The sequence below is a fragment of the Nonomuraea rubra genome (assembly GCF_014207985.1).
Classification (GTDB): Bacteria; Actinomycetota; Actinomycetes; order Streptosporangiales; family Streptosporangiaceae; genus Nonomuraea; species Nonomuraea rubra.
Genome location: NZ_JACHMI010000001.1, coordinates 8736876 through 8757357 on the forward strand (window position 1 = coordinate 8736876; position 20482 = coordinate 8757357).

A 20482-nucleotide genomic window follows, 5' to 3' on the forward strand; every position below is an offset into this window, starting at 1 on the left:
GGTGAGATCAAGTCGCCGAGGTCCGCCGATATGGAGAAATGAGTACCGGCGTGCAAAGGTGAGGTTCGCGCGGGCAGGCGCGGCCCTCGCGCCTCTATCGGGCCTTCACACTGCGGGACCGCCAGCCCAGTACGGCGTCGAGCAGCAGGAACGCCACCAGGGGGATGCCCATGAGCGGCAGGAAGACCCCGATGCCGACGGCGACCAGTGCCAGCAGCCCTGTCGCGGCCCAGCCGGCCTGCCTCCAGGCGCCACGGGCGGGCGTGGAGGCGGGGCGGTGCTGCCACCACATGCGGTAACCGAGCACGATGAGCGTGATGAGCCCGGCCGCGACCGCCATGAGCGCGATCTGGTTGGCCAGCCCGAACAGCGTCCCCATGTGAGCGGAGATGCCCCAGCTGGTCAGCTTGGCGGCCAGCGGGTAGTCGTCGAAGCGCAGTTCGGCGCTCACCTGTCCGGTGGTGGTGCTGACGGCCACCTGGTCCAGGCGCACCGGCCACTGGTTGTCGATCTCCTTGACCAGGTAGGGGCCACCGGCCTCGGCCGGCCAGGTGATCTCCAGCGGACCGGACAGGCCCTTGCTCGCGCCCGCCTGCGCGACCCGGTCCAGGCTGAACGTGGAGGTAGCGCCGTGCTGGTGCCCGCCCGAGGAGTGTGCGGCGTGCTCGCCGCCGGAGGTGTCGATCGCCGGGGTGCCCCATCCCCAGGCGGAGCGCAGGTCGCCGATGTTGGCGCCGGCGTACTTCGACCAGGTCAGGCCGGTAGCGGACAGGAACAGCAGGCCCAGCACCGCCCATACGCCGACGGAGCCGTGCCAGGACAGCGTGCGCCGCGCGGCGGGAGCGCCGCGCTCGGGCAGGATCAGTCGGCGGCGCTGGCGGCGGCGCCTGGTGAGCCAGAGCAGCAGGCCGCCGAGAGCGACGACCCACAACCAGCTCGCTGCCAGCTCGCTGTAGATGCGTCCCGGTTCTCCCAGGTGAAGGTGGCGGTGGAGGTTGGAGATCCAGGCTCGTACGGGCAGCGCGCCGGAGCTGCCGTAGCTCTCCAAGGTGCCGCGGACCTGGGCGGTGTAGGGGTCGACGAAGACCGCCATCCTGGTGCTGGGCGCCAGGCCGGGCACGTCGAGCAGCACCCGGGTGGTCTGGCCGGCCTCCGTGCCCGGCCGCACCGCGCTGACCTTCCCGTCGGGCAGCGCCGCGCTGGCCGCCGCCACCTGCTGGTCGAGAGGCAGGCGAGTCTGGCCGACCGGGGCGGTCAGCTCGTGCTGGTAGACGATCTTCTCGATCTGGAACGAGGCGGCGTACAGCAGGCCGGTGGTCGCGGCCACCAGGAGGAAGGGCGCGACGAGGAGCCCGGCGTAGAAGTGCAGCCGCCGTACAAGGGGTCGCAAGGCCACCCCGCGGCGGGAAGCCGGTTGCTCGGCTGGTGCGGTGGAGACGTCGATGGACGAGGTCACGAGGTGCTTCTCCGTTCTGCGAGCACGCGCCTTCGACAGGTACGCGGCTTCTCGCGAGACAGTTCGGACGCGGGCCTGCGAGGTGAGCGCGAAGGCCACGCGGACATGGCCGCGGCACCGGCCGCGGCCCGATTCCGGACCCGAAGGCCCGGTCAGAGAACGGAGAAGACGATCGGCGGACCGCGTCTGAGCACGGTCGCCGCGAACGGTGACGGCCGGCGCGGCGCCGGGTCGTCCCAACAGGCGGCGCCGCCGGGACGGACGGCGTCGACCGGTCCGCAGACCAGGATGAGCAGCGCGGTCCAGAGCATGCCGACGGACGCGACGGCCAGGCGCAGCAAGGTCGCCAGGGCGGCGTCCCCCTTGGCCAGCCACCACGCCGACCCGAACGCCGCGACCGTATGGACCAGCAACATCCCGAGCCCGCCGCCATGCTCGTGCGCGGCCTGGCCCGTCATGAACGGCAGGTCGGGCAGCGTCGCGCCGAACAGGTGGTGCATGCCGTACTGGGCGGCGAAGCAGGCGGCGAGCAGCGCGGGCACGCCGCGCTGGCGCCCGCCGAGCACATACGCACCCGTCCACGCGGGGGCCAGGGCGGTGACGATCATCCCGGGGTGCGAGATCGTGCCCCCGGCCATGACGTGCAGCGCGGCCGACACCAGCACGCAGGCCACCGCGAACACGGAGGCACGCAAGGCGCGCAGGAGAGGCCGGCCGACAGACACCCCGCTATCGTGCCACATGCCTGGATTGCGCTTGGCGCGCTCGGGCGGTCTGTCGTTGCAGGGCCAGGCGCAGGCCCACCGGTGCGAGGACGAGCAGGGACACGATCAGGTACGCGGCCCCGGCCGCACGCTGGTCGGCGAGCAGGTCGGGCACGCCCGGCGGTGCCGCCAGCGCGTACCACTCCCCTGCGATCAACGGCCCGGCCAACAGGTACGTGCCGACCGCCAGGTGCGTCCCGACGACCACCGCCAGCAGCCGGACCCGTGCAGCCCACGGGAACGGCCGGTACAGCGGATCGACGTCCAGCACCACCCACGACACCAGCAGGCCCAGGCCGAAGAAGAGGAATGCGGTGGCCAGATGGGGCGCATACCCGGCCAGCCTCCACGGCAGCCATCTCGTGCCGTACAGGAGCAGGAACAGCGTCGGGTAGGCCACCATCAGCACAGCGGGATGCGTGACCCGCCGTCCGAACGCTCGCGAGCTAAGGCCGCCATTCTGCGAGGCACTCGTCGTGGCCTGGGCCGCCAAGGTGACCGGCGCGGCGGCGCAGAGCAGGAGCGGGGCAGCGACGGTGAGCAGGACGTGCTGCAGGGCCTGGGCCAACGGCATCGCCCGCCCGTAGCCACCGATTCCGCCGAGGAGCGCGAGCGCGGCCAGCCCGAGGCCGGCGAGCCAGGCGAGGACCCTTCCCCGGGGCCAGGCGGGCACCCTGCGCACGCCGATCAGGTATCCGGCGGCGAGCAGGGCCAGCAGCAGGACGACGAGCGGATCCAGCCGCACCTCGGTGATCAGCCTGCCGGGCGAGTACGGCGCCAGGACGTACTCCAGCACGAGGTGGTCATGCCCGCCCCCGTCACCCGGCGGCGGTGGCGTGCGGGACAGGCCGACGGCCAGCCCCATCGCCGCCACCATGACACCCACCTCGGCCGCCGCCAGCCGCACGAACGTACGGCGCACCCCGCGCTCGGCCACGCCCTCGACCGTGCGGCGACGATGGTTCCAGCCGAACCACGCCAACACCACCAGCGCGGCCGCCTTAGCCAGCAGGAGCAGCCCGTACCGGCTCTGCCACAGATCGGCGGGCACGTTCAGCCGCACCCACCCGCTGACCAGCCCGGACCAGGCCACTCCGGCGAAGCAGCCGAGCGCGATCGTGCTGAACCTGGGCAGCACGACCGGCAGGTCGGCCGAGCGCCGGAAGTAGATCAGCACAGCGCCGAGGCCGCCAGCCCACAGCGACACCGCCAGCAGGTGCGTCATCAGCGCGGAGATGGCGAGATCGTGGTCCCCCGCCGAGGCGGCGTGGCCCACATAGGCGGGCGGCAGCAGGCCGAACGCCGCGACCGCCAGCGGCACCCACCTGGGCACCTTCGGCAGGACCGTGGCCGCCGCCGACACGAAGGTCACGGCCAGCACCAGCAGCAGCGCCCGCGTCTGCGGCAGCTCCGTGCCGAACGCGAGCATGTCGGGCGCGGCGAGCAGACCCGCCACCGGCATGGGGATGAAGCTGGACAGGGTCAGCACGTAGCTCAGCAACGTCGCGAACGCCCAGCCCAGCGCCCAGCCACGGGCCGCGCGCAGGCAACGCGCCGACTCGGGCGAGGTCGCGGGGGCGAGAACGGCGGCGGCCAGCAGCGTTCCCACGCAGGCCACCGCGCACAGGTCGTGGGCGAAGCGGGCCAGCGGCAGCCCCCAGTCGGTCAGCGGCCCGGCGGTGGGCAGCCCGGCGATCTCCGGCTGCCCGGCTCCCCCTCCGAAGCCCAGCACCGCGACGAGCACCAGAACGCCTGCGCCGACCGCGAACGCGGTGTACGCCCGTACGGAAACCCTCATCGCGAACCCGCCACATCGCCCCAGGCCACACCTCGGCGACCGCCGAATGCGCGGCATCCCCATGCTCCCACCGCCGACAGGTTCTGGCCATGGCCGTCCCTTCGGCGCACAAGGGTGATACGCAGGCGGCATGGGCCCGGTTCAACCGGCTGCCGGAGTGCCGTGACAGCGATGATGTCGTTCGAGACCACGCCGACCGCCACAGATCCCGTTCCACCGGGGCTGAACCGGGTGGCGGCCTGCCACGTACCTCCCTCCACAACGTCTCTTTGCGCGACACCAGCGCGGTGCGACGACGGCGGAGATGACCGTGTGGGAGGGTCGGCCTCGATGGGTCCGTTCTCGCCAGTGAGGTGGATGCGGGCGGCGAGCTTCGCCGCCACCTGCGCTGCGCTGGCCACGCTCGGACACCTGGCCGGCGGCGGTACGTTCGAGCCCGCCCCGGTCACGTGCGGGTTCCTGCTCCTCCTGCTGCCCGCGCTGGCCCTGACCGGACGCGAACGTACGCTGGCCTCCGTCCTTCCCGCGACGGCCACGTCGCAGATAATCCTGCACGTCCTGCTCACCCGGAGCACGGCACAGCAGGACATGGCGCATGGCGCGCAGCAGATGCCCGGCATGCCGGGAACGACGACGCACGGGCCCACCGGCTCCGACATGCTGCTCATGCACACCGCCGCCGTGCTGCTCACCTCCGTGTGGCTCCGATGGCTGGAGGCGGGCCTGTGCGCCATGGTCCGGCAACTCGCCGGATGGGCGTTGCGCCCGATGCTCATGACGGCCGGACGGGTCCTGGCCCGGCCGGGCTCGGTCGTCCACACCCGTGAGGACGACGACGCACCCGTACGGCTACTCCTCAGACACGTCCGCGTACTACGGGGACCTCCTGCACCGCAGGCAGGACCCCAGCAGTCGTGTGACTTCCCTGAAGGAGACAACCATGAACGACCAGCTCACCCACCTCGCCGCGCTGTGCGGCAACTGCAGCTGCGGCTGCCCGCAGGTATACCTCGCGCCCGACGCCGTCGCCGACAAGCGGATCGTCATCACCGACGACTTCGGCCAGCAGATCCAGATGAGCGCCGACCAGTTCGGCGACCTCGTCGAGAAGGCGCGGGCGGGCGAGTTCGACCGCGTGCTCCAGCTCGAACTCGCCCACTGAGCCAAGGAGGACCGATGACCAGCACCTACGTCGTCACGGGCATGAACTGCCAGCACTGCGTGAACTCGATCACCGAGGCGGTGGGCGAGGTGCCCGGCGTCACGGGCGTCGTCGTCGACCTGCCGACAGGCAGGATGGACGTGACCGGTGGGCCTCAGGCCGACCTGGTCCGGCAGGCCGTGCAGGAGGCGGGCTTCAAGGTCGCCTGACGTGTGTGAACGAGCCCGGCGGGGTGGCCCTCGCCGGGCTTTTCAGTCGCGCGGCCGGAAGGACTGCCGGTAGCGGTGCGGGCTGACGCGCAGCTCCCGGTCGAAGTGGGCGCGAAGGGCACTGGCCGAGCCGTGGCCGCTGCGGTCGGCGACGGCGGGGATGGGCAGGTCGGTGGTCTCCAGCAGGTGCCGGGCCAGCAGGAGGCGCTGGTGGGCGAGCCAGGCCAGCGGCGTGGTGCCCATCTGCTCCTGGAAGCGGCGCGACAACGTGCGGACGCTGAGGTTGGCGTGCTGCGCGATGTCGGCGAGCGCCAACGGCTCGGCGGCGTGCTCGCGCATCCACGCGAGGGTGGCGGCCAGCCCGCCGTCCGGGACGGTGACAGGCGGCTGCGGGATGAACTGCGCCTGGTCGCCGTCACGGCTGGGCGCCATGACGGTGGCGCGGGCGGCCCCGGCGGCCACAGCGGCGCCGAAGTCCCGGTGAACCAGGTGCAGGCACAGGTCGAGCCCGGCGGCCACGCCCGCCGAGGTGAACAGGCGCCCGTCGCCGAGGTACAGCGGCTTGGGATCGACCCGCACGTCGGGGTGGCGGCGGGCCAGCTCCGCCGCGGCCGCCCAGTGCGTAGTGGCCGTCCTGCCGGACAGCAGCCCGGCGTCGGCGAGCACGAACGCGCCAGTGCAGATCGACACGATCCGCGCTCCCCTCGCGGCGGCCTTCCGCAGCAAGGCGAGCACCGCCTCAGGGGCCTGCCTGCTGACGGTCACGCCCGGCACCACGATGGTGTCGGCTTCTTCGGCACCGTCCAGGCCGTTGGGGGCCTCGATGTTGTAGTAGCCGACTCCTCCGGCGGTGGCGCGCACCGACGGGGCCACCCCGCACACCCGTACCAGGTAGGGATAGCTGCCGTCGGGCAGGCGGGCCAGGCCGAAGACGTGGCAGGGCATCGACAGGTCGAAGCCGACCACGCCGTCCAGGGCGAGTACGGCGACGACGTGCGGGTCAGCGGGCATCGCTGAGCAGCCTCCTCTCGCGACAGCTCCAGTGGCAGCGCCGGTCGGGGCACACGCAGCGGGGCCGCAGCGCGAAGCCGGGCCGGCCGCCGGCGTTGTGCACGGTGGCCTTCACCTCGAACACCTCGCCGATGGTGGCCGGGGTCAGCACCTCGGCGGCGGGCCCGTGCGCGACGAGCCGCCCGTCGCGCAGGACGGCGATGGTGTCGGCGTACGTGGCCGCCAGGTCGAGGCTGTGCAGGGCGGCGAGCACGGTGACGTCCAGGTCCCGGACCAGTTCGAGGAGGTCGAGCTGGTGGCGGACGTCCAGGTGGTTGGTCGGCTCGTCGAGGACGAGCAGGCGGGGACGGCCGGCGAGCGCGCGGGCGAGCAGGACCCGCTGGCGCTCACCCCCGGAAAGCTGCCCGACGCGGCGCCCGGCGTAGGCGGCCAGGCCGGTGCGGTCGAGAGCCTCGGTGACCGCGGCGCGGTCCTCGCGGGTGAACCGGTCGAAGAAGCCCAGGTGCGGCGTGCGGCCCAGGGCGACGGTCTCGGCGACGGTGAACTCGAAGCCGGTGTGCTGCTCCTGCATGAGCACGCCCACGTTGCGTGCGGCGTGGGCGGGCGGCATGGACCAGACGTCGCGGCCGTCGAGGCGGATCGTGCCGCTGTTGGGTCGGCGGGCCCGGTAGACGGTACGCAGCAGGGTGGACTTGCCGCTGCCGTTCGGCCCGACGAGCGCGGCGAACCGGCCTGACGGGACGGTCAGCGACACGTCGCCGACCACCGTCCTGCCGCCGAGGGTGACAGACACGGCGTCGAGGTCGAGTCTCATGCCGTCTCCTGAGCGGCCAGGCCGCGCGCCCGCATGACGAGCAGGAAGCACGGCACTCCGAGGAACGCGGTCAGCACGCCGATGGGCAGCTCGGCCGGCGAGATCAGCACGCGCGCGGCGACGTCCGCCCAGAGCAGGAACAGCGCGCCGAGCAGCACCGTCACCGGCAACATCCGGCGGTGGTCGGCGCCCACCAGCATCCGGGCCAGGTGCGGCACGATCAGTCCGACGAACCCGATCCCGCCGGACACCGCGACGACCGTACCGGTCAGCAGCGTGACCAGCAGGAGCAGGTACCAGCGCTGCCTGCCGGCGTTGAGCCCGAGCGCTGCGCTGGCCTCCTCGCCCAGGACCAGGGCGTTGAGCCGGCGCGCCCGCATCAGCAGCATCCCGGCCGCGACGCCGACGACGATCGCGGGGACGGGCAGCGTCGCCCAGCTCGTGCCGGACAGGCCGCCGAGCAGCCAGAAGATGATCTGCTGCTGGGCGGCCGAGCTGTCGGTACGGGCCAGCAGGAACGAGGTCACCCCGGCGAACAGGTGCCCGAACGCGACCCCGACGAGGATCAGCCGCACCGGCAGCAAGCGGCCCTGCCGGCTGGCCATGGCGAGCACGATGCCCATCGCGACGCTCGCGCCGGTGAACGCCGCCCCCGGCAGCGTCAGCGCGCCGAGCACGGCCGTGCCCGTGGTCAGCACCAGGACGGCGCCGACGGAGGCGCCGTGGGACAGGCCCAGCAGGTAGGGGTCGGCGACCGGGTTGCGCACCACGCCCTGCACGACGGCCCCGGCCAGCGCCAGCCCGGCACCGGCCACCGCGCTGAGCAGCACCCGGGGCAGGCGGATCCGCCAGACGATGAGGTCGGCGGTCGCCGGGCTGTCGCCGCCGCCGGTCAGATGATGGGTGAGGATGCCGGCGACCTCTCCCGCGGGTACGCCGACCGGCCCGATGCCGGTGGCGACCACCACGGAAACGGTCAGCGCGGTGGCCAGCACAGCGACCAGCACCGGGTACGGCACGGCCACGGCACGCAGGGGGAGTTTCTGGACGAGAGCGGTCACGCGCCGCCCTCACGCAGACCGGCGGCGAGTTGTTCGAGGCCGTCGAGGTTCAGCGGGCTGGGGAAGGAGACCAGGTACTGCGACGTCGAGATGACCCTGCCCTGCTTGACGGCGGTGGTCTCAGCCAGCAGCGGGTTCCGCTTCACCTGGTCGACGAGCTCCTGCCCCTTGGCCTTGGCAAAGGTGTAGTCGGTGATCACCCAGATGACCTGCGGGTCCCGCTTGACCACTTGCTCAGGTGAGACGTCGGCGTGCATGGCACTGACGTCGGGGAAGAGGTTCTCACCACCGGCCAGCGTGAGCATGGCGTGGGCGATGGTGCCGTTGCCTGAGGTCTTGATCGGCTGTCCGGCGACCGGGTTGTCCTGGACGATCATGACGCGTGGCTTGGCGCCTCCGGTACTGACGGCGTCCTGGCGGGCGCGCAGCTCGGCGATGAGCTGGTCGGCACGGTCCTGGACGCCGAACACGGTGCCGAGCTTGCGGATGTAGTCGTAGGTGGGCGCGAGACCGGATGCGGTGTTGCCGCCCGGCATGCAGGCGGCCAATCCCTTGGCGTTCATGGTGGCCAGGTCGGCGTCCTTGGGGCTGCCGGGCGGGCCGCCGAACGCCGAGAAGGCGGTCAGGACGAGGTCGGGGCGCTGCGCGGCGACGACCTCGGTGACCGGCACCCGCTCGGCCAGGACCGGAACCTTGGCCAGATCCTCCTTGTAGGGAGAGGTGTCCACGGTGAACGGGGCGGGGTAGCCCGTGCCCACGATCTTGCCACTCAGGCCGAGCCTGGCCATCGTCTGGGCGGCGTACCCGTCGAGCGTCACCACCTTCGCGGGCGGCCCGCTGAAGGTGACGTCCTTACCTGCGCAGTCCTTGACCACGATCGACGAACCGGTGGCCACCGACCCGGCATCGCCGCCGCAACCGGCCGCGGCCAGAGGCAGCACCGCGACCAGGCAGAGCGTCAGCCGCCGCATCATCGTGCCGCTCCTGACGCGACCGGATCGCCGGAACGCCACAGCGGTTCGCGGCGCTCGTACTCCAGTACCTGCTGCACCAGCGCGGCGGCCTGCGCGCCGCGATACCGCTCGATGAGCCAGATCGCCAGGTCCAAGCCCGAGGTGATCCCTCCGGCGGTCACCAGGTCGCCGTCGTCCACCACCCGGGCGTCCACGTGCCGGCCACCGGCCGCCACCAGGTCCTCGACCGCCCGATGGTGGGTGGTGCAGGCCCGGCCGGTCAGCAACCCGGCCGCGGCCAGCAGCATCGCGCCCGTGCACACCGACGCGAGCACCAGGCCGGGCCGGGCCGCCGCCGCGAGCGCGGCCGGCAGCCGTCCCGAGTCCAGCTCCGCCCGGATGCCCGAGGTCTCGCTCCTGGCGTAGCCGCCCCCGGGCACGATGACCACGTCGGCCTCCTGCGGCGCCCAGTCCGCCGCGGGCAGGGGCAGGCCGCCTGCCGTGGTCACCGTCCGCGGCCCGTCCAGGCACACCAGCCGCACCGTGACGCCCTGGCCGGCCCGGCCGGCCAGGCCCAGCACCTCGTACGGCCCCACCACGTCGAGGTCGTCCGCGCCGTCGAAGACGACGATGTCGGCTCGCATGCAACCTCCAGGTTCTCGGTGTCGAATCGCGGGTCCCCATGGTGACGAGACGCCCCATCGCGTGGAAGTGGCCAGCAGGCCAACGTCCGCCGGCTTCTGGCCACGGCCATGGGCACAAAGCGGCCCGTCGGACCAGTCGTCCCGAAGCTCGCTTCGGTTCCCGGGAACTTCGGCGAGGGTTCGTGCGACCACTGAAGTGCGACCGTCGCGAAGGAGGATCGGGATGAACAGCACTCGCCGAATGGTGTTCAAGGCGGCAGCCGTGGGAGTGGGGCTGGGCGCGATAGGTGCGGCGTCGCCGGTCGCCGCCGCGCCCCGGCCGCGGGGGGTGCGGGTGGCGATCCTGCTGTACGACGGCTTCACCGCGCTGGACGCGGTGGGCCCGTACGAGGTGTTGTGCCGGGTGCCGGGCGTGTCGGTGGTCACGGTGGCCAGGAAGGCGGGGCCGGTGCGTACGGACACCGGGATGCTCGGCCTGGTCGCCGACCGGGCGCTGCACCAGGTGCGGCAGGCCGACGTGCTGCTCGTGCCGGGCGCAGGCAACCGGGGCATCACCACGGCCATGGAGGACGCGGAGACCGTGGACTGGGTGCGCCGCCTGCACGAGCACACGACCTGGACCACGTCGGTGTGCACGGGCGCGCTGCTCCTGGGAGCCGCCGGGTTGTTGCGCGGCGTGCCCGCCACGACGTACTGGGCGTCGCGAACCTATCTGGAGACCACGTTCGGCGCCGTGCACGCGCCGGGCCGCTTCGTCGAATCCGGGAAGATCATCACTGCGGCGGGTGTGTCCGCCGGGATCGACATGGCGCTGCACCTGGCGGCGAAGCTCGCCGGCGACAGGACGGCGCAGGCTCTCCAGCTCGCCGTGGAGTACGACCCGCAGCCGCCCTTCGACACCGGCAGCCCGGACAAGGCCGGGCCCGACCTGCAGCGGCTCGCGCTGCGACTGATCGAGGACGCCGCCCGCTGACGGGTCAGACCTTCTCGCCCACCGCCTCCTCCTCGTTCAGGTGCTCGGTGAGGAAGTCGTCGGTCGCGGGAGGCGGGGCGAAGCGGCGTAGCCGCAGGCTGTTGGTGACCACGAACACCGACGACAGCGCCATGGCGCCGCCGGCGATGAGCGGGTTCAGCAGCCCGGTGGCGGCCAGCGGCAGGGCAGCCACGTTGTAGCCGAACGCCCAGACCAGATTGCCGCGGATGGTGCGCAGGGTGGCGCGGGCCAGGGTGAGCGCCGTCGGCACGACGTCGAGGTCGTCGCGGATCAGGATGAGGTCGGCGGCGGCCAGCGCGACGTCGGTGCCGTCCACCACGGCCAGCCCGAGGTCGGCGCGGGCCAGGGCGGGGGCGTCGTTGATGCCGTCGCCCACCATGGCCACCCGGTGGCCCTCGCCCTGCAGCCGCGCGATGGTGGCCTCCTTGTCGGCGGGCAGCACCTCGGCGATGACTTCGGTGATGCCGGCCTGGGCGGCGACGGCTTGGGCGGTGGTGGCGTTGTCGCCGGTGAGCAGCAGCGTGCGCAGACCCATGGAGTGCAGCCGGGCGATCGCGTCGGCGGCCGAGGGCTTGATCGCGTCGGCGAGCGCGAGCGCCCCGATGGCCGCCCCGTCGGTCGCGACCAGGACGACGGTGCGGCCCTGGCCTTCCCAGCCGGTCCGCGCCTCGGCCAAAGCCGCGGGGATGGCGACGTCCTGCTGGGCCAGCAGCCGGGCCGAGCCAATGAGGATCCGCCTGTCCTCGACGGTGCCCTGCGCGCCCAGGCCGGCCAGCGCGGCGAAGCCGTTCACCGCGGGCAGGTCGCCGAGCTCGGCGCGGGCGTGCGCGGCGATGGCGGTGGCGATGGCGTGCTCGGAGGCGTCCTCGACGGCTCCGGCGTAACGCAGCACCTCCCGCACCGGCCGGTCGCCGGCGGTGATCACCTCCACCACGCTCATCCGGCCCTGCGTCAGCGTGCCGGTCTTGTCCAGCACGACGGTGTCGATCACCCGCGCGGACTCCATCGCCTGATGGCCCTTGATGAACACGCCGAGCTTGGCTCCGGTACCGGAGGCGACCTGCAGCGCGGTGGGGATGGCCAGACCGAGCGCGCACGGGCAGGCGATGATGAGCACCGCAAGCGCGGCGGTGACCGCTTCGTGGGTCGGCCCGCCGGCCAGCAGCCAGACGGCCAGGGTCAGCGCCGACAGCACGAACACCGCCGGGACGAACCAGCCGCAGATCCGGTCCGCCAGCCGCTGCACGGCGGCCTTGCCGGCCTGAGCGTGCTCGACGAGGCGGATCAGGGCGGCGAGCTGGGTGTCGGAGCCGACCTGGGTGGCGCGCACGACCAGCCGTCCGCTGAGGTTGACCGTCGCGCCGGTCACCACGTCGCCCTCGGCGACCTCGACGGGCACCGGCTCGCCGGTCATCGCGCTGGTGTCGATGGTGCTGTGCCCGGACTCGATCCGGCCGTCGGCGGCGATGCTCTCCCCCGGCCGCACCACGAACAGGTCACTCACGCGCAGGTCGGCCACGTCGATGCGGTACTCGTTGCCGTCCGCGCGCAGCACGCTGACGTCCTTGGCGCCGAGCTCGGCGAGGCGGCGCAGCACCGCGCCGGAGGAGCGCCGCGCCCGTGCTTCCAGGAACCGGCCGGTCAGCGCGAACATGGTCACCCCCGCGGCGACGTCCAGGTAGAACGCGCTGTTCGGCGCGGACAGCACCGCCCACAGACCCGGCCCGACCGGCCCGGCATCGATCGGGAACAGGATGACGTACACCGACCAGAGCGTGGAGGTGATCACCCCGGTCGAGATCAGCGTGTCCATCGAGGTCGTGCCGTGCCGGGCGGCGCGAAAGGCATTGCGGTGGAACGGCCACGCACACCAGGTCACCATCGGCAGCGTCAACCCGATCAGCACCCACTGCCAGCCCGCGAAATGCCACTCCGGGACGAACGCCATCCCCATCGACAGGTCCATCAGCACGAACGCCAGCACGACGGCGACGATCATCCGCCGTCCCAGCATCCGCACCCGCCGGTCGTCGGTGTCCTGCGGCGCGGCCGACACCTGCGGCGTGACCACCTCGGCGCTGTAACCGGTCCGCTCGACCGTCCGGATCAGCTCCTCCACCGCCACCCCGTCGGCGTGGACGGTCGCCTTCTCGGTCGCGTAGTTGACGCTGGCGCTCACGCCGTCCATCCGGTTGAGCTTGCGCTCCACCCGGGCGGCGCACGAGGCGCACGTCATGCCGCCGATGAGCAGCTGGACAGGCTCCCCGTCAGTTCCGAGAGTTGCTTCAGCTGGTGATATGCGTGTCATTCAGATCTCCGAGTGCTGTGTATGACGGAACGGTCATGGTCAAGGCGTCGCCTGCCCCTGGTGCATGCGAAGCACGCGGTCGGCATAGGACCGGAGCCGCCGCTCGTCATGGCTCACCACGAGCACGGCGGCGCCTTCGTCCGCGAGCCGGCGGAGCAGGGCCGCGATGGTGGCCGCGGACTCGGCGTCGAGGCTCGCCGTCGGTTCGTCGGCGACGATGACGCCGGGGCCGGCGATCACGGCCCGCACGATCGCCACTCGCTGGCACTCCCCGACGGAGAGTGAGCCGGGTCTGCGCAGGATGTCGAGGTGCGCGAGCCCGACCCCGTCCAGGGCGGCACGAGCACGCTGCCGCCGCTGACCGCGGCTGAGTCGTTCGCCTCTCAGTACCAGCGGCTCGGTGATCGTCCGCCACAGGGGCCATCGCGGGTCCAGGCTGGTGACGGGGTCCTGGAACACCGGCATGATCCAGCCGGGCCGGGGCAAGCCGCTCCGGCACAGGGGCTCGCCCTCGGCGAGGACGTCGCCGCTGTCTGGCCGTTCCTGCCCCGACAGCAGCCTGAGCAGGGTCGACTTGCCCGAGCCCGAAGGGCCGACGACGCCGACGATCTCGCCCCGGCGGATGGTGAGGTCCGCGTCGACGATGACCGGCGTGCGATGACCGGCGACCTCGTACGCTTTCGAGACCGAGCGAAGCTCGACGACCACGGGGGTGCCGACCGGCGGGCGGTGAAGCGGCTGCGGGTCGGAGGCTTCGAGCAGCGAACGCGTCACCGGGCTGCGCGGCGAGGACAGCAGCACGTGCGCCTCCCCGTCTTCGACGACTCGTCCGCGGTCGAGCACCACGACGTGATCGGTGTGCCGCGCGACGGAGGCGAGGTCGTGGCTGATCAGCAGGAGGGCGCCGCAGCTCTTCCTGAGCAGGGTGAGCGAGCCGTCGGCGAGCTCGGCGTCGAGGGCGCTGGTCGGCTCGTCCGCGAGCGTGATGAGCGGGCGGTGGGCCGTCGCCGCGACGGTCGTAGCCCGCTGCAACATCCCGCCCGACCACTGGTGCGGGCGCTGGCCGGCGCGTGCGGCCGGGTCGGCGACGGCCAGCGAGGACAGCCCGTCCACGACGGCGTCCGCCGGTGGGCGCAGCCGGTGCACGTGCCAGGCCTGCTCGATGTGGTGGCGCACGCTGCGCAGCGGGTCGCAGGCGGCGAACGGGTCCTGCCCCACGTAACCGATGAGACGGCCCCGCCAGCCGCGCATGGTCGCCTCATCAGCGTGCAGGACGTCGTGGCCGCCGACCGTGATCTTCCCGCTGACCTCGCTTCCCGCCGGGAGCAGCCCGAGGATCGCGCGGATGAGCGTCGACTTGCCGCTTCCCGAGGCTCCGACGATGCCGGCCGCGGTGTCGGCCGGCACGGTGAAGGAGAGGTCGCGGAGCGCCTCGAATCCGTTCGGGTATCGCACGCTCAGGCTCGTGACGCGCAGCGCGTGATCGTTCAACGTTCCGCTCCCGGGCTCGTCACGTCGCGGAGCGCCTCGCTCAAGATGGTCGCGGCCAGCACGGTGGCGACCAGTCCCGTCCCGGGGCCGAGGATCTGCCAGGGGGCATAGGCGAGGGTCTGCCGGGCGTCGGCGAGCATCGTGCCCCATTCGGCCGTGGGAGGCTGCGCGCCGAGTCCGAGGAACGACAGCCCTGCCAGGGCGACGACCACCTCGCCGATGCCCAGGGTGGCGACCACCGTGACGCCGCCCGCGGCGGCCGGGAGCACGTGTCCGAGCGCGACCCGTGCCAGCGAGGCGCCGGCCATCCGCGCGGCCCTGACGTGACCCTGGTGCATGGCCTGCCGGCTCGTGGCCCGCGCCAGCCGGGCCAGGGCCGCCCAGCCGGTGGCGGACATCGCGATGACCAGGTTGAGGAAGCCGGGGCCGAGCAGTCCGACGATCGCGAGGGTGACGACCAGCCCGGGAAGGCCGAGCAGGACGTCTATCAGGCGGGACACGACGGCGTCCAGGACGCCGCCGACGCACCCGCTGATCACGCCCAGGAGCAGACCCGCGACAGCGGTGATGGCGGTCACCAGCAGCGCGCTGCCCAGCGAGAGCCGGGCTCCCTGCAACGTGCGGGCGAGCAGGTCGCGACCGGCTTCGTCGGTGCCGAGGAGATGCCCGGAGCCGGGCGGCGCGAGGGAGTTGGTGTAGTCGGGGACGTCCGGGTCCATGGAGATCAGGGGCGCGAGGATCGCCGCTGCGCCGACGAGGGCGAGCAGCAGGATCGCGATCCGGGCATCCCGGCGCCGTAGCAGTCGCGGGAGGGCGCCAGCGGTGTCGATCTCCGCCGTCTCCTGCCCCGGGCGGAGGAACGCTGAAAGGACGGTCATGTGCGTACTGCCTGCCGCGGGTCGATGATCACGATGAGGAGGTCCACCACCAAACTCATGCCGACGTAGGCCAGGACGGCGATCATCGTGAACGCCGTCAGCACCGGCATGTCGCGCGCGGTGATCGCCTCGATGGTGTACTTGCCGACGCCGGGCCAGCTGAAGACGGTCTCCGCGATGGGCGCGCCGCCGACGAGCGTGGCCGCGCCGAGCCCGACGACCGTGAGGAACGGCGGCAGGGCGTTGGGCAGCCGGTGCACGAACATGTTCCGCCACGTGCTCGCTCCCCTGGCGGTGGAGATGCGCAGGAAACCCGCGGCGTCGAGGTCGAGCAGGGCGGCGCGCAGCACCCTGGACCACACCGCCGCGGAGGCGAGGGCGAGCGTGAACGCGGGCAGGAACACGGTCGCCCAGGTGCCGTCGGCGATCACCCGCCCCCACCCGAGCCTGACCGCCACCAGGTCGAGCAGCAGCACCCCGATGAGATAGGCGGGCAACGCCAGCGCGACGGTGCTGAGCCCCCGCGAGAGGTGGTCGGCCCAACCGCCGCGCCGCCACCCGGCGAGAATGCCGAGCATCAGCGCGAGCGCGACGGCGATCAGCAGGGCCGCGACCGTCAGGATGATCGTCGCGGGCAGCCGTGAGGCGAACTCGCTCGCCACCGGGTTGCCCGTGCGCCAGGAGACGCCGAGGTCGCCGCGGAACAATCCGGCGAACCAGTCCAGGAACCGGATGGGAATCGGCTGCTCCAGCCCGAGCTCGGCGCGGACCGCCGCGACCTGCGCGGGGTCGGGCTCCTCGATGCCCCTGACGTTGAGAATGCGCCGTGCCGGATCACCAGGGGCGGCGATGAGCAGGGCGAAGACGATGACGCCTCCGCCCAGCGCGCTCATCACCGCCTGACCGGCACGCCGTAGCGCGATCAGCAGCACGGCGTCAGGTCGCCGGCGCGGTCTTGTGGTCGATCCACAGGTTGGGCACCGGCACCCGGTACCCCTGCAGTGCGGGACCGACGACGACCGTCAGGAGCCGTTGCGCCGCGACCGCGTAGTAGCCGCGGTCCCAGACCAGCCGCTGGATCTGCCCGAGGATCGCCGTACGCCGCTTCTCGTCCGACGTCCTGCCCAACTCGGTGATGTGCGCGTCCAGCTCGTCGTCGGCGATCTTGGCGTAGTTGTTCGTGCCGCCGGAGGCGAGCAGCTCCGACAGGGCCTGGTCGGGGCTTCCGCCGAACGACAGCAGGGACGAAGAGAGGGAGACCTCCCAGTCCTCGCCGTCCCTGGCCGCGCTGTGGTCGTCGACCTGGACGACCTTGACCTCGATGCCGGCCTTCTTGAGCTGGCTCTGCATCGCCGTGGCGATGGTGACGCCGTCGGGCATGGACGGCGTGCAGATGATGCGGATCACCAGGCGGCGGCCGTCCCTCTGGCGGATGCCGTCCTCGCCGGCGGTCCAGCCGGCGGCCTCCAGCTCGCTCGCCGCCCGGTTCAGGTCGGTGGTCTGGGTCTCGATCGTGTACGGGTAGCCGGGCGGGAAGACCGCCTTGGCATGGCCGACATGCCCCTGCAGCACCTCTTCGGCGATCGCGCGGTAGTCCGTGGCCAGGTAGATCGCGCGGCGCACGGCCTCATCCCGCATCAGCGGCGACGCCACGCGCGAGATCAGCCCGAACACCAGACCGGTCGGCTCGCCCTTGAGGAAGTACGCGTCCGTACGGCCTCGCAGGGTGCGGGCGGCGCTCACCGGCATGTACAGGGCCAGGTCGGCCTCGCCCGCCTGCACCGCCTGCATGCGCGAGGTCGCCTCGGCGACGAAGCGGATGCTGAGCCCGTCGAGCGCGGGCCGCCCCTGCCAGTAACTTGCGACGGGCGCCAGCTCGGCGCCCTTGACGTCCAGGCTCGTCACCTTGTACGGCCCCGTGTACAGCCCGGCGTTCAGCAGCGCCTCGGCGCCCTTCTTGGAGGCCACGTGCTGCTTGTACGCCTCGACGTCCATGACGAGCACGTTCGACTCGTCCGCCAGCAGGTTGGGCATCGTCGGGGTCGGCTCGCTCGTCTTCAGCGTCACCTCGAGCGGGCCGGTGACCTCCGCCGAGGCGAAGTTGGCCGAGCGGGAGAAACCGGGCTGGTTCTCGGCGCTCCAGGTCAGCGTCGCGGCCAGCGCCTTGGCGTCGAAGGGCTTGCCGTTGACGAAGGTCACGCCCTCGTTCACCTTCAGCCGCCACGTACGGCCGTCCACCGCCGCGAGCTCGGACAACACCCAGGGCGTCGGCACCCCGTTCTCCGACGCCCGCATCAGCAGCTCGACATAGCCGAACTCGACGCCCCAGTAGCCGCTGGTGATGGGGTCGAGGTCGTCGATCGCATAAGGCGTCGCGATGGTCAGCTTTCCATCCGCACGGGCGCTGGGAGGGCTCTCGGCCGTGGTGGCGCACGCGGTCAGCAGGAGGAGCACCACCATGGCGCATGCGGCTACCAGCCTCCGGCGTCGCGGGCCTGCAGCCTCGTCAGCGCGCATGACGCGTCACCGCCACAAGCGCGGGTGCTTGATGCATGCACGGCTCAACAGTCGCGACGGTCACGGGCGGAACGGCGCTCGTCCAGCACAAACTCATGATCGAAACGTCGTGTGGGCCGACGTGGAAGTTCCACCGGCATGCATCACAGTCAGATAACGAAGCCACCACCTCAACGTCAGGCGGCCAGCCAGGACGCCGACAGCTGATGCCGAGCCCGGGCCACCCTGGAGCGCACCGTTCCCACCGGGCAGCCGAGCAGCTCGGCTGCCTCGGTGTACTGCAGGCCCACGACCTGGGTCAGCACGAAGGCGCGGCGGCGTTCCTGCGGCACCTCGGCCAGCAACTCGGCCAGTTCCACCGCATCCTGCGAGCCGGGCAGGTCACGGGGCTGGCACCGCTCCACGGCGGCCTGCCAGTCGGTCAGATCCGCGACCACGGGCCGCGCCCTCGCGGCCCGGAATCGATCGACGACCACCCGGCGGGCGATGGACAACACCCAGGCTCTGGCCGACGATCTTCCGGCGAAGCGCGGCAGGCTGCCCAGGACACGGACGAACGTCTCCTGGGTCAGGTCATCGGCCGACTGGACGTCGGTCAGGTAGGCCAGGAAACGGCGTACGTCGCCGTACACCGCCTCGGTGAAGGCCGCGACGTCCGCCGGCACGCCATCGCGGGCGGCCAGGGCGAGCGCGGTCAGGCGCTGGTCGTCATCTGAGCGTTCATCGGTGACACCAGGACTCGACTCCATCGCTCCCTGTGTCCGGTGCGTTTGCGCAGAAGGAAGCGTTTGCGGAGAAGGAAGAACGTGGGGATGCGGCCGAGCTGCGGGGACAGGTTCCGGCATGAAGGGCTCCCGTTTCGGGCGTACGACGGCTACCGGGCGGAGCGCATCCGTCCGGCGAAGGGAAGAAGCAGGGGGTTCAGAGAGCCGGTGGAGCGCGCCCGTTCAGCGAGTGCTCGAGCAGCACGGAGCGAAGAGGCGCCGGCTCGACGGTGTCTACGATCACCGTCCAGTACGGCGTGCGGTGCGGCACACGCAGCAGCACAAGAACGCGCACACCGAGGTGACGCAGCAACGCCCAGAGCACCGCCTCACCTCGTGACAGCCACACGGCCGTCATCACGGTCGCCAGGCCGTGGGCGACCAGCATCCCCAGCCCCGGAACGAGACCGGAGTGCACGTGCCCACCGGGCAAACCCGACAACACCGGCAATGACGGCGCGAATGAGAACAGCAGGTGCAACGCCACCTGCACGCCCGCCAGCAGCAGGAAGACGGCAGTCCCGCCGCGCTCCCGGCCGGTCGACGGCACGGCGGCGACGAAGGAGACCACCAGAGCCGTCACCGCCAGAAGGGCGGTCACCCTGCCGCCCCCGAGCAGGTGGGCGAACGCGCCCAGCCCGCAGCACACCACGGCGAAGGCCGTGGCGCGCAGCAGGCGGAACATCACTGCAGCGGGCATGACTCCGGCTGTCATCTCAAGGGGCGGCGGACCGGCACCGTCATGCCGGCCGTGCATCGTGTCGGACCGAATGCCGCAACAGCGGCATGTCCTTCTTGGCTACGTTGATGCCCGCGGAGGTCCGCCCCGGCGGACAGGCGGGACGGGCCGTTAGTGAGCGGGCGACGCCACGGGCGGCCCGCGCCGCCGTACCGCCCGCACGAGCTCAGGCCCGCGATGCATCCTCGTCTCGGCCACGAGCACGACCCGGACCGGCGTCGCGAACGGCTCGACCGCGCCGACGAGCAGCCGCCGCAGCTTCGGCAGCGGAGCCATCCCCCGCAGCCGGACCATCAGCCAGAACGCGCTCTCCCCGCGATAGAGCCACCATCCACTCAGCACCGCGACCACGAGATGAGCCACGGTCATGCCGGCGCCCGGTGTGCCCGCGTGCACATGCTCGGCATACGCCACGGTGCCGGCGGCGCTCCTGGTGAACAGTTCATGCAGCAGGAGCTGAGCCACCGCCGTCGCTGCGACGACGATCTCGGGGCCACGCTCTCGTCCGCTGAGCACGAAGGCGAGGACGAAGGTCCCCAGCACGCCGATCAGTAACGTCGGAACCGCGACCGGAGCACCGCCAGCCAGGACATGCCCGCCCGCAGAGATGACAACGCACACCGCGGCGAAGACGGCGGCGCGTGCCAGGCGCGAGATCCGTTCCAGGGCGGACACGGCACTCATCCTTCCAGCCCGACGCCCCGGTGAGAAGTCCGCCCTCCAGCGAAGCTTCCCTCTCCCGACCCGTACGGTCTCAGGTATGCAGCGGACCTGCGAAAGGTTCAGCGCCTCTCTGGCCGTTCTTGACCGCGCGACAGGTGACCGCCAGGTTGCCGAGCGCGTCCTCACCCAGATGGCCATCGACCTCGGAAGCCTCGCGCAGATGCGCGAGGATTCGCCAGACGTCGCCGCTGGACGT

Annotated in this window: 19 protein-coding genes; 3 read left to right on the plus strand and 16 right to left on the minus strand. The window is 72.1% G+C overall.

The features are described 5' to 3' along the window. Window positions 1-94 precede the first annotated feature (94 nt). The 3 genes from HD593_RS39815 to HD593_RS39825 form a co-directional block, all read right to left on the minus strand. Entirely contained in the window at window positions 95-1456 is a 1362-nt protein-coding gene (locus tag HD593_RS39815; protein WP_185107312.1) for a PepSY-associated TM helix domain-containing protein, read from the minus strand. Between the two features lie 152 nt (window positions 1457-1608). Next, window positions 1609-2151, minus strand: coding sequence for a hypothetical protein (locus HD593_RS39820; RefSeq protein ID WP_185107314.1), 543 nt, complete (start codon window positions 2149-2151; stop codon window positions 1609-1611). Between the two features lie 34 nt (window positions 2152-2185). Beyond that, window positions 2186-4018 carry a cytochrome c oxidase assembly protein gene (locus HD593_RS39825; RefSeq protein ID WP_185107317.1) on the minus strand — a complete coding sequence of 611 codons (1833 nt, stop codon included), beginning with the start codon at window positions 4016-4018 and terminating at the stop codon, window positions 2186-2188. 940 nt (window positions 4019-4958) lie between these two features. Here HD593_RS39825 and HD593_RS39830 point away from each other — a divergent pair. Continuing rightward, window positions 4959-5180 carry a hypothetical protein gene (locus HD593_RS39830; RefSeq protein WP_185107319.1) on the plus strand — a complete coding sequence of 74 codons (222 nt, stop codon included), beginning with the start codon at window positions 4959-4961 and terminating at the stop codon, window positions 5178-5180. Window positions 5181-5194: 14 nt separating this feature from the next. After that, window positions 5195-5389, plus strand: coding sequence for a heavy-metal-associated domain-containing protein (locus tag HD593_RS39835; RefSeq protein WP_185107321.1), 195 nt, complete (start codon window positions 5195-5197; stop codon window positions 5387-5389). 42 nt (window positions 5390-5431) lie between these two features. Here the strand turns inward: HD593_RS39835 and HD593_RS39840 are convergent, their stop codons facing one another. Genes HD593_RS39840 through HD593_RS39860 form a run of 5 tightly spaced genes read right to left on the minus strand, consistent with a single transcriptional unit; the run spans window position 5432 to window position 9872 of the window. After that, window positions 5432-6400, minus strand: coding sequence for a GlxA family transcriptional regulator (locus HD593_RS39840; protein ID WP_185107323.1), 969 nt, complete (start codon window positions 6398-6400; stop codon window positions 5432-5434). Next, window positions 6390-7214 (minus strand): ABC transporter ATP-binding protein, encoded by an 825-nt coding sequence (locus tag HD593_RS39845; RefSeq protein WP_185107326.1) that lies wholly within the window; start codon window positions 7212-7214, stop codon window positions 6390-6392. The genes HD593_RS39840 and HD593_RS39845 overlap by 11 nt, the downstream gene beginning before the upstream one ends. Further along, entirely contained in the window at window positions 7211-8275 is a 1065-nt protein-coding gene (locus HD593_RS39850) for a FecCD family ABC transporter permease (protein ID WP_312904052.1), read from the minus strand. The genes HD593_RS39845 and HD593_RS39850 overlap by 4 nt, the downstream gene beginning before the upstream one ends. Further along, complete coding sequence (locus HD593_RS39855) at window positions 8272-9249, minus strand: ABC transporter substrate-binding protein (protein ID WP_185107328.1); 978 nt, start codon at window positions 9247-9249, stop codon at window positions 8272-8274. Before HD593_RS39855 ends, HD593_RS39850 begins: the two co-directional genes overlap by 4 nt. Further along, a complete protein-coding gene (locus HD593_RS39860) occupies window positions 9246-9872 on the minus strand; it encodes a DJ-1/PfpI family protein (RefSeq protein WP_185107330.1) in 627 nt (208 codons plus the stop codon). Before HD593_RS39860 ends, HD593_RS39855 begins: the two co-directional genes overlap by 4 nt. Window positions 9873-10095: 223 nt before the next feature. On the opposite strand from HD593_RS39860, the gene HD593_RS39865 reads away from it, so the two are divergent. After that, window positions 10096-10845 (plus strand): DJ-1/PfpI family protein, encoded by a 750-nt coding sequence (locus HD593_RS39865; RefSeq protein ID WP_185107332.1) that lies wholly within the window; start codon window positions 10096-10098, stop codon window positions 10843-10845. Window positions 10846-10849: 4 nt separating this feature from the next. On the opposite strand, the gene HD593_RS39870 is transcribed toward HD593_RS39865, so the two are convergent. The 8 genes from HD593_RS39870 to HD593_RS39905 form a co-directional block, all read right to left on the minus strand. After that, window positions 10850-13102: a heavy metal translocating P-type ATPase gene (locus tag HD593_RS39870; protein ID WP_246546958.1), complete on the minus strand. Its 2253-nt coding sequence runs from the start codon at window positions 13100-13102 to the stop codon at window positions 10850-10852. Window positions 13103-13213: 111 nt separating this feature from the next. After that, window positions 13214-14665: an ABC transporter ATP-binding protein gene (locus tag HD593_RS39875; RefSeq protein WP_185107336.1), complete on the minus strand. Its 1452-nt coding sequence runs from the start codon at window positions 14663-14665 to the stop codon at window positions 13214-13216. Beyond that, a complete protein-coding gene (locus HD593_RS39880; protein ID WP_185107339.1) occupies window positions 14662-15543 on the minus strand; it encodes an ABC transporter permease in 882 nt (293 codons plus the stop codon). Before HD593_RS39880 ends, HD593_RS39875 begins: the two co-directional genes overlap by 4 nt. Then, window positions 15540-16475, minus strand: coding sequence for an ABC transporter permease (locus HD593_RS39885; protein WP_221525212.1), 936 nt, complete (start codon window positions 16473-16475; stop codon window positions 15540-15542). Before HD593_RS39885 ends, HD593_RS39880 begins: the two co-directional genes overlap by 4 nt. Before the next feature lie 4 nt (window positions 16476-16479). Next, window positions 16480-18003 (minus strand): ABC transporter substrate-binding protein, encoded by a 1524-nt coding sequence (locus HD593_RS39890; protein WP_185107341.1) that lies wholly within the window; start codon window positions 18001-18003, stop codon window positions 16480-16482. Window positions 18004-18236: 233 nt separating this feature from the next. After that, window positions 18237-18809 (minus strand): sigma-70 family RNA polymerase sigma factor, encoded by a 573-nt coding sequence (locus HD593_RS39895; RefSeq protein WP_185107344.1) that lies wholly within the window; start codon window positions 18807-18809, stop codon window positions 18237-18239. 172 nt (window positions 18810-18981) lie between these two features. Further along, window positions 18982-19524 (minus strand): MFS transporter, encoded by a 543-nt coding sequence (locus HD593_RS39900; protein WP_185107346.1) that lies wholly within the window; start codon window positions 19522-19524, stop codon window positions 18982-18984. Window positions 19525-19674: 150 nt separating this feature from the next. Beyond that, window positions 19675-20238, minus strand: coding sequence for an MFS transporter (locus HD593_RS39905; protein WP_185107347.1), 564 nt, complete (start codon window positions 20236-20238; stop codon window positions 19675-19677). Between the last annotated feature and the right edge of the window lie 244 nt (window positions 20239-20482).

Excerpts from the sequence above, each read along its gene's own strand:
- HD593_RS39825 (WP_185107317.1), bottom strand. The coding sequence starts at position 4,018 with ATGAGGGTTTCCGTACGGGCGTACACCGCGTTCGCGGTCGGCGCAGGC.
- HD593_RS39830 (WP_185107319.1), top strand. The coding sequence starts at position 4,959 with ATGAACGACCAGCTCACCCACCTCGCCGCGCTGTGCGGCAACTGCAGC.
- HD593_RS39835 (WP_185107321.1), top strand. The coding sequence starts at position 5,195 with ATGACCAGCACCTACGTCGTCACGGGCATGAACTGCCAGCACTGCGTG.
- HD593_RS39840 (WP_185107323.1), bottom strand. The coding sequence starts at position 6,400 with ATGCCCGCTGACCCGCACGTCGTCGCCGTACTCGCCCTGGACGGCGTG.
- HD593_RS39845 (WP_185107326.1), bottom strand. The coding sequence starts at position 7,214 with ATGAGACTCGACCTCGACGCCGTGTCTGTCACCCTCGGCGGCAGGACG.
- HD593_RS39855 (WP_185107328.1), bottom strand. The coding sequence starts at position 9,249 with ATGATGCGGCGGCTGACGCTCTGCCTGGTCGCGGTGCTGCCTCTGGCC.
- HD593_RS39860 (WP_185107330.1), bottom strand. The coding sequence starts at position 9,872 with ATGCGAGCCGACATCGTCGTCTTCGACGGCGCGGACGACCTCGACGTG.
- HD593_RS39865 (WP_185107332.1), top strand. The coding sequence starts at position 10,096 with ATGAACAGCACTCGCCGAATGGTGTTCAAGGCGGCAGCCGTGGGAGTG.
- HD593_RS39870 (WP_246546958.1), bottom strand. The coding sequence starts at position 13,102 with ATGACGTGCGCCTCGTGCGCCGCCCGGGTGGAGCGCAAGCTCAACCGG.
- HD593_RS39880 (WP_185107339.1), bottom strand. The coding sequence starts at position 15,543 with ATGACCGTCCTTTCAGCGTTCCTCCGCCCGGGGCAGGAGACGGCGGAG.
- HD593_RS39890 (WP_185107341.1), bottom strand. The coding sequence starts at position 18,003 with ATGGTGGTGCTCCTCCTGCTGACCGCGTGCGCCACCACGGCCGAGAGC.
- HD593_RS39895 (WP_185107344.1), bottom strand. The coding sequence starts at position 18,809 with ATGGAGTCGAGTCCTGGTGTCACCGATGAACGCTCAGATGACGACCAG.
- HD593_RS39900 (WP_185107346.1), bottom strand. The coding sequence starts at position 19,524 with ATGCCCGCTGCAGTGATGTTCCGCCTGCTGCGCGCCACGGCCTTCGCC.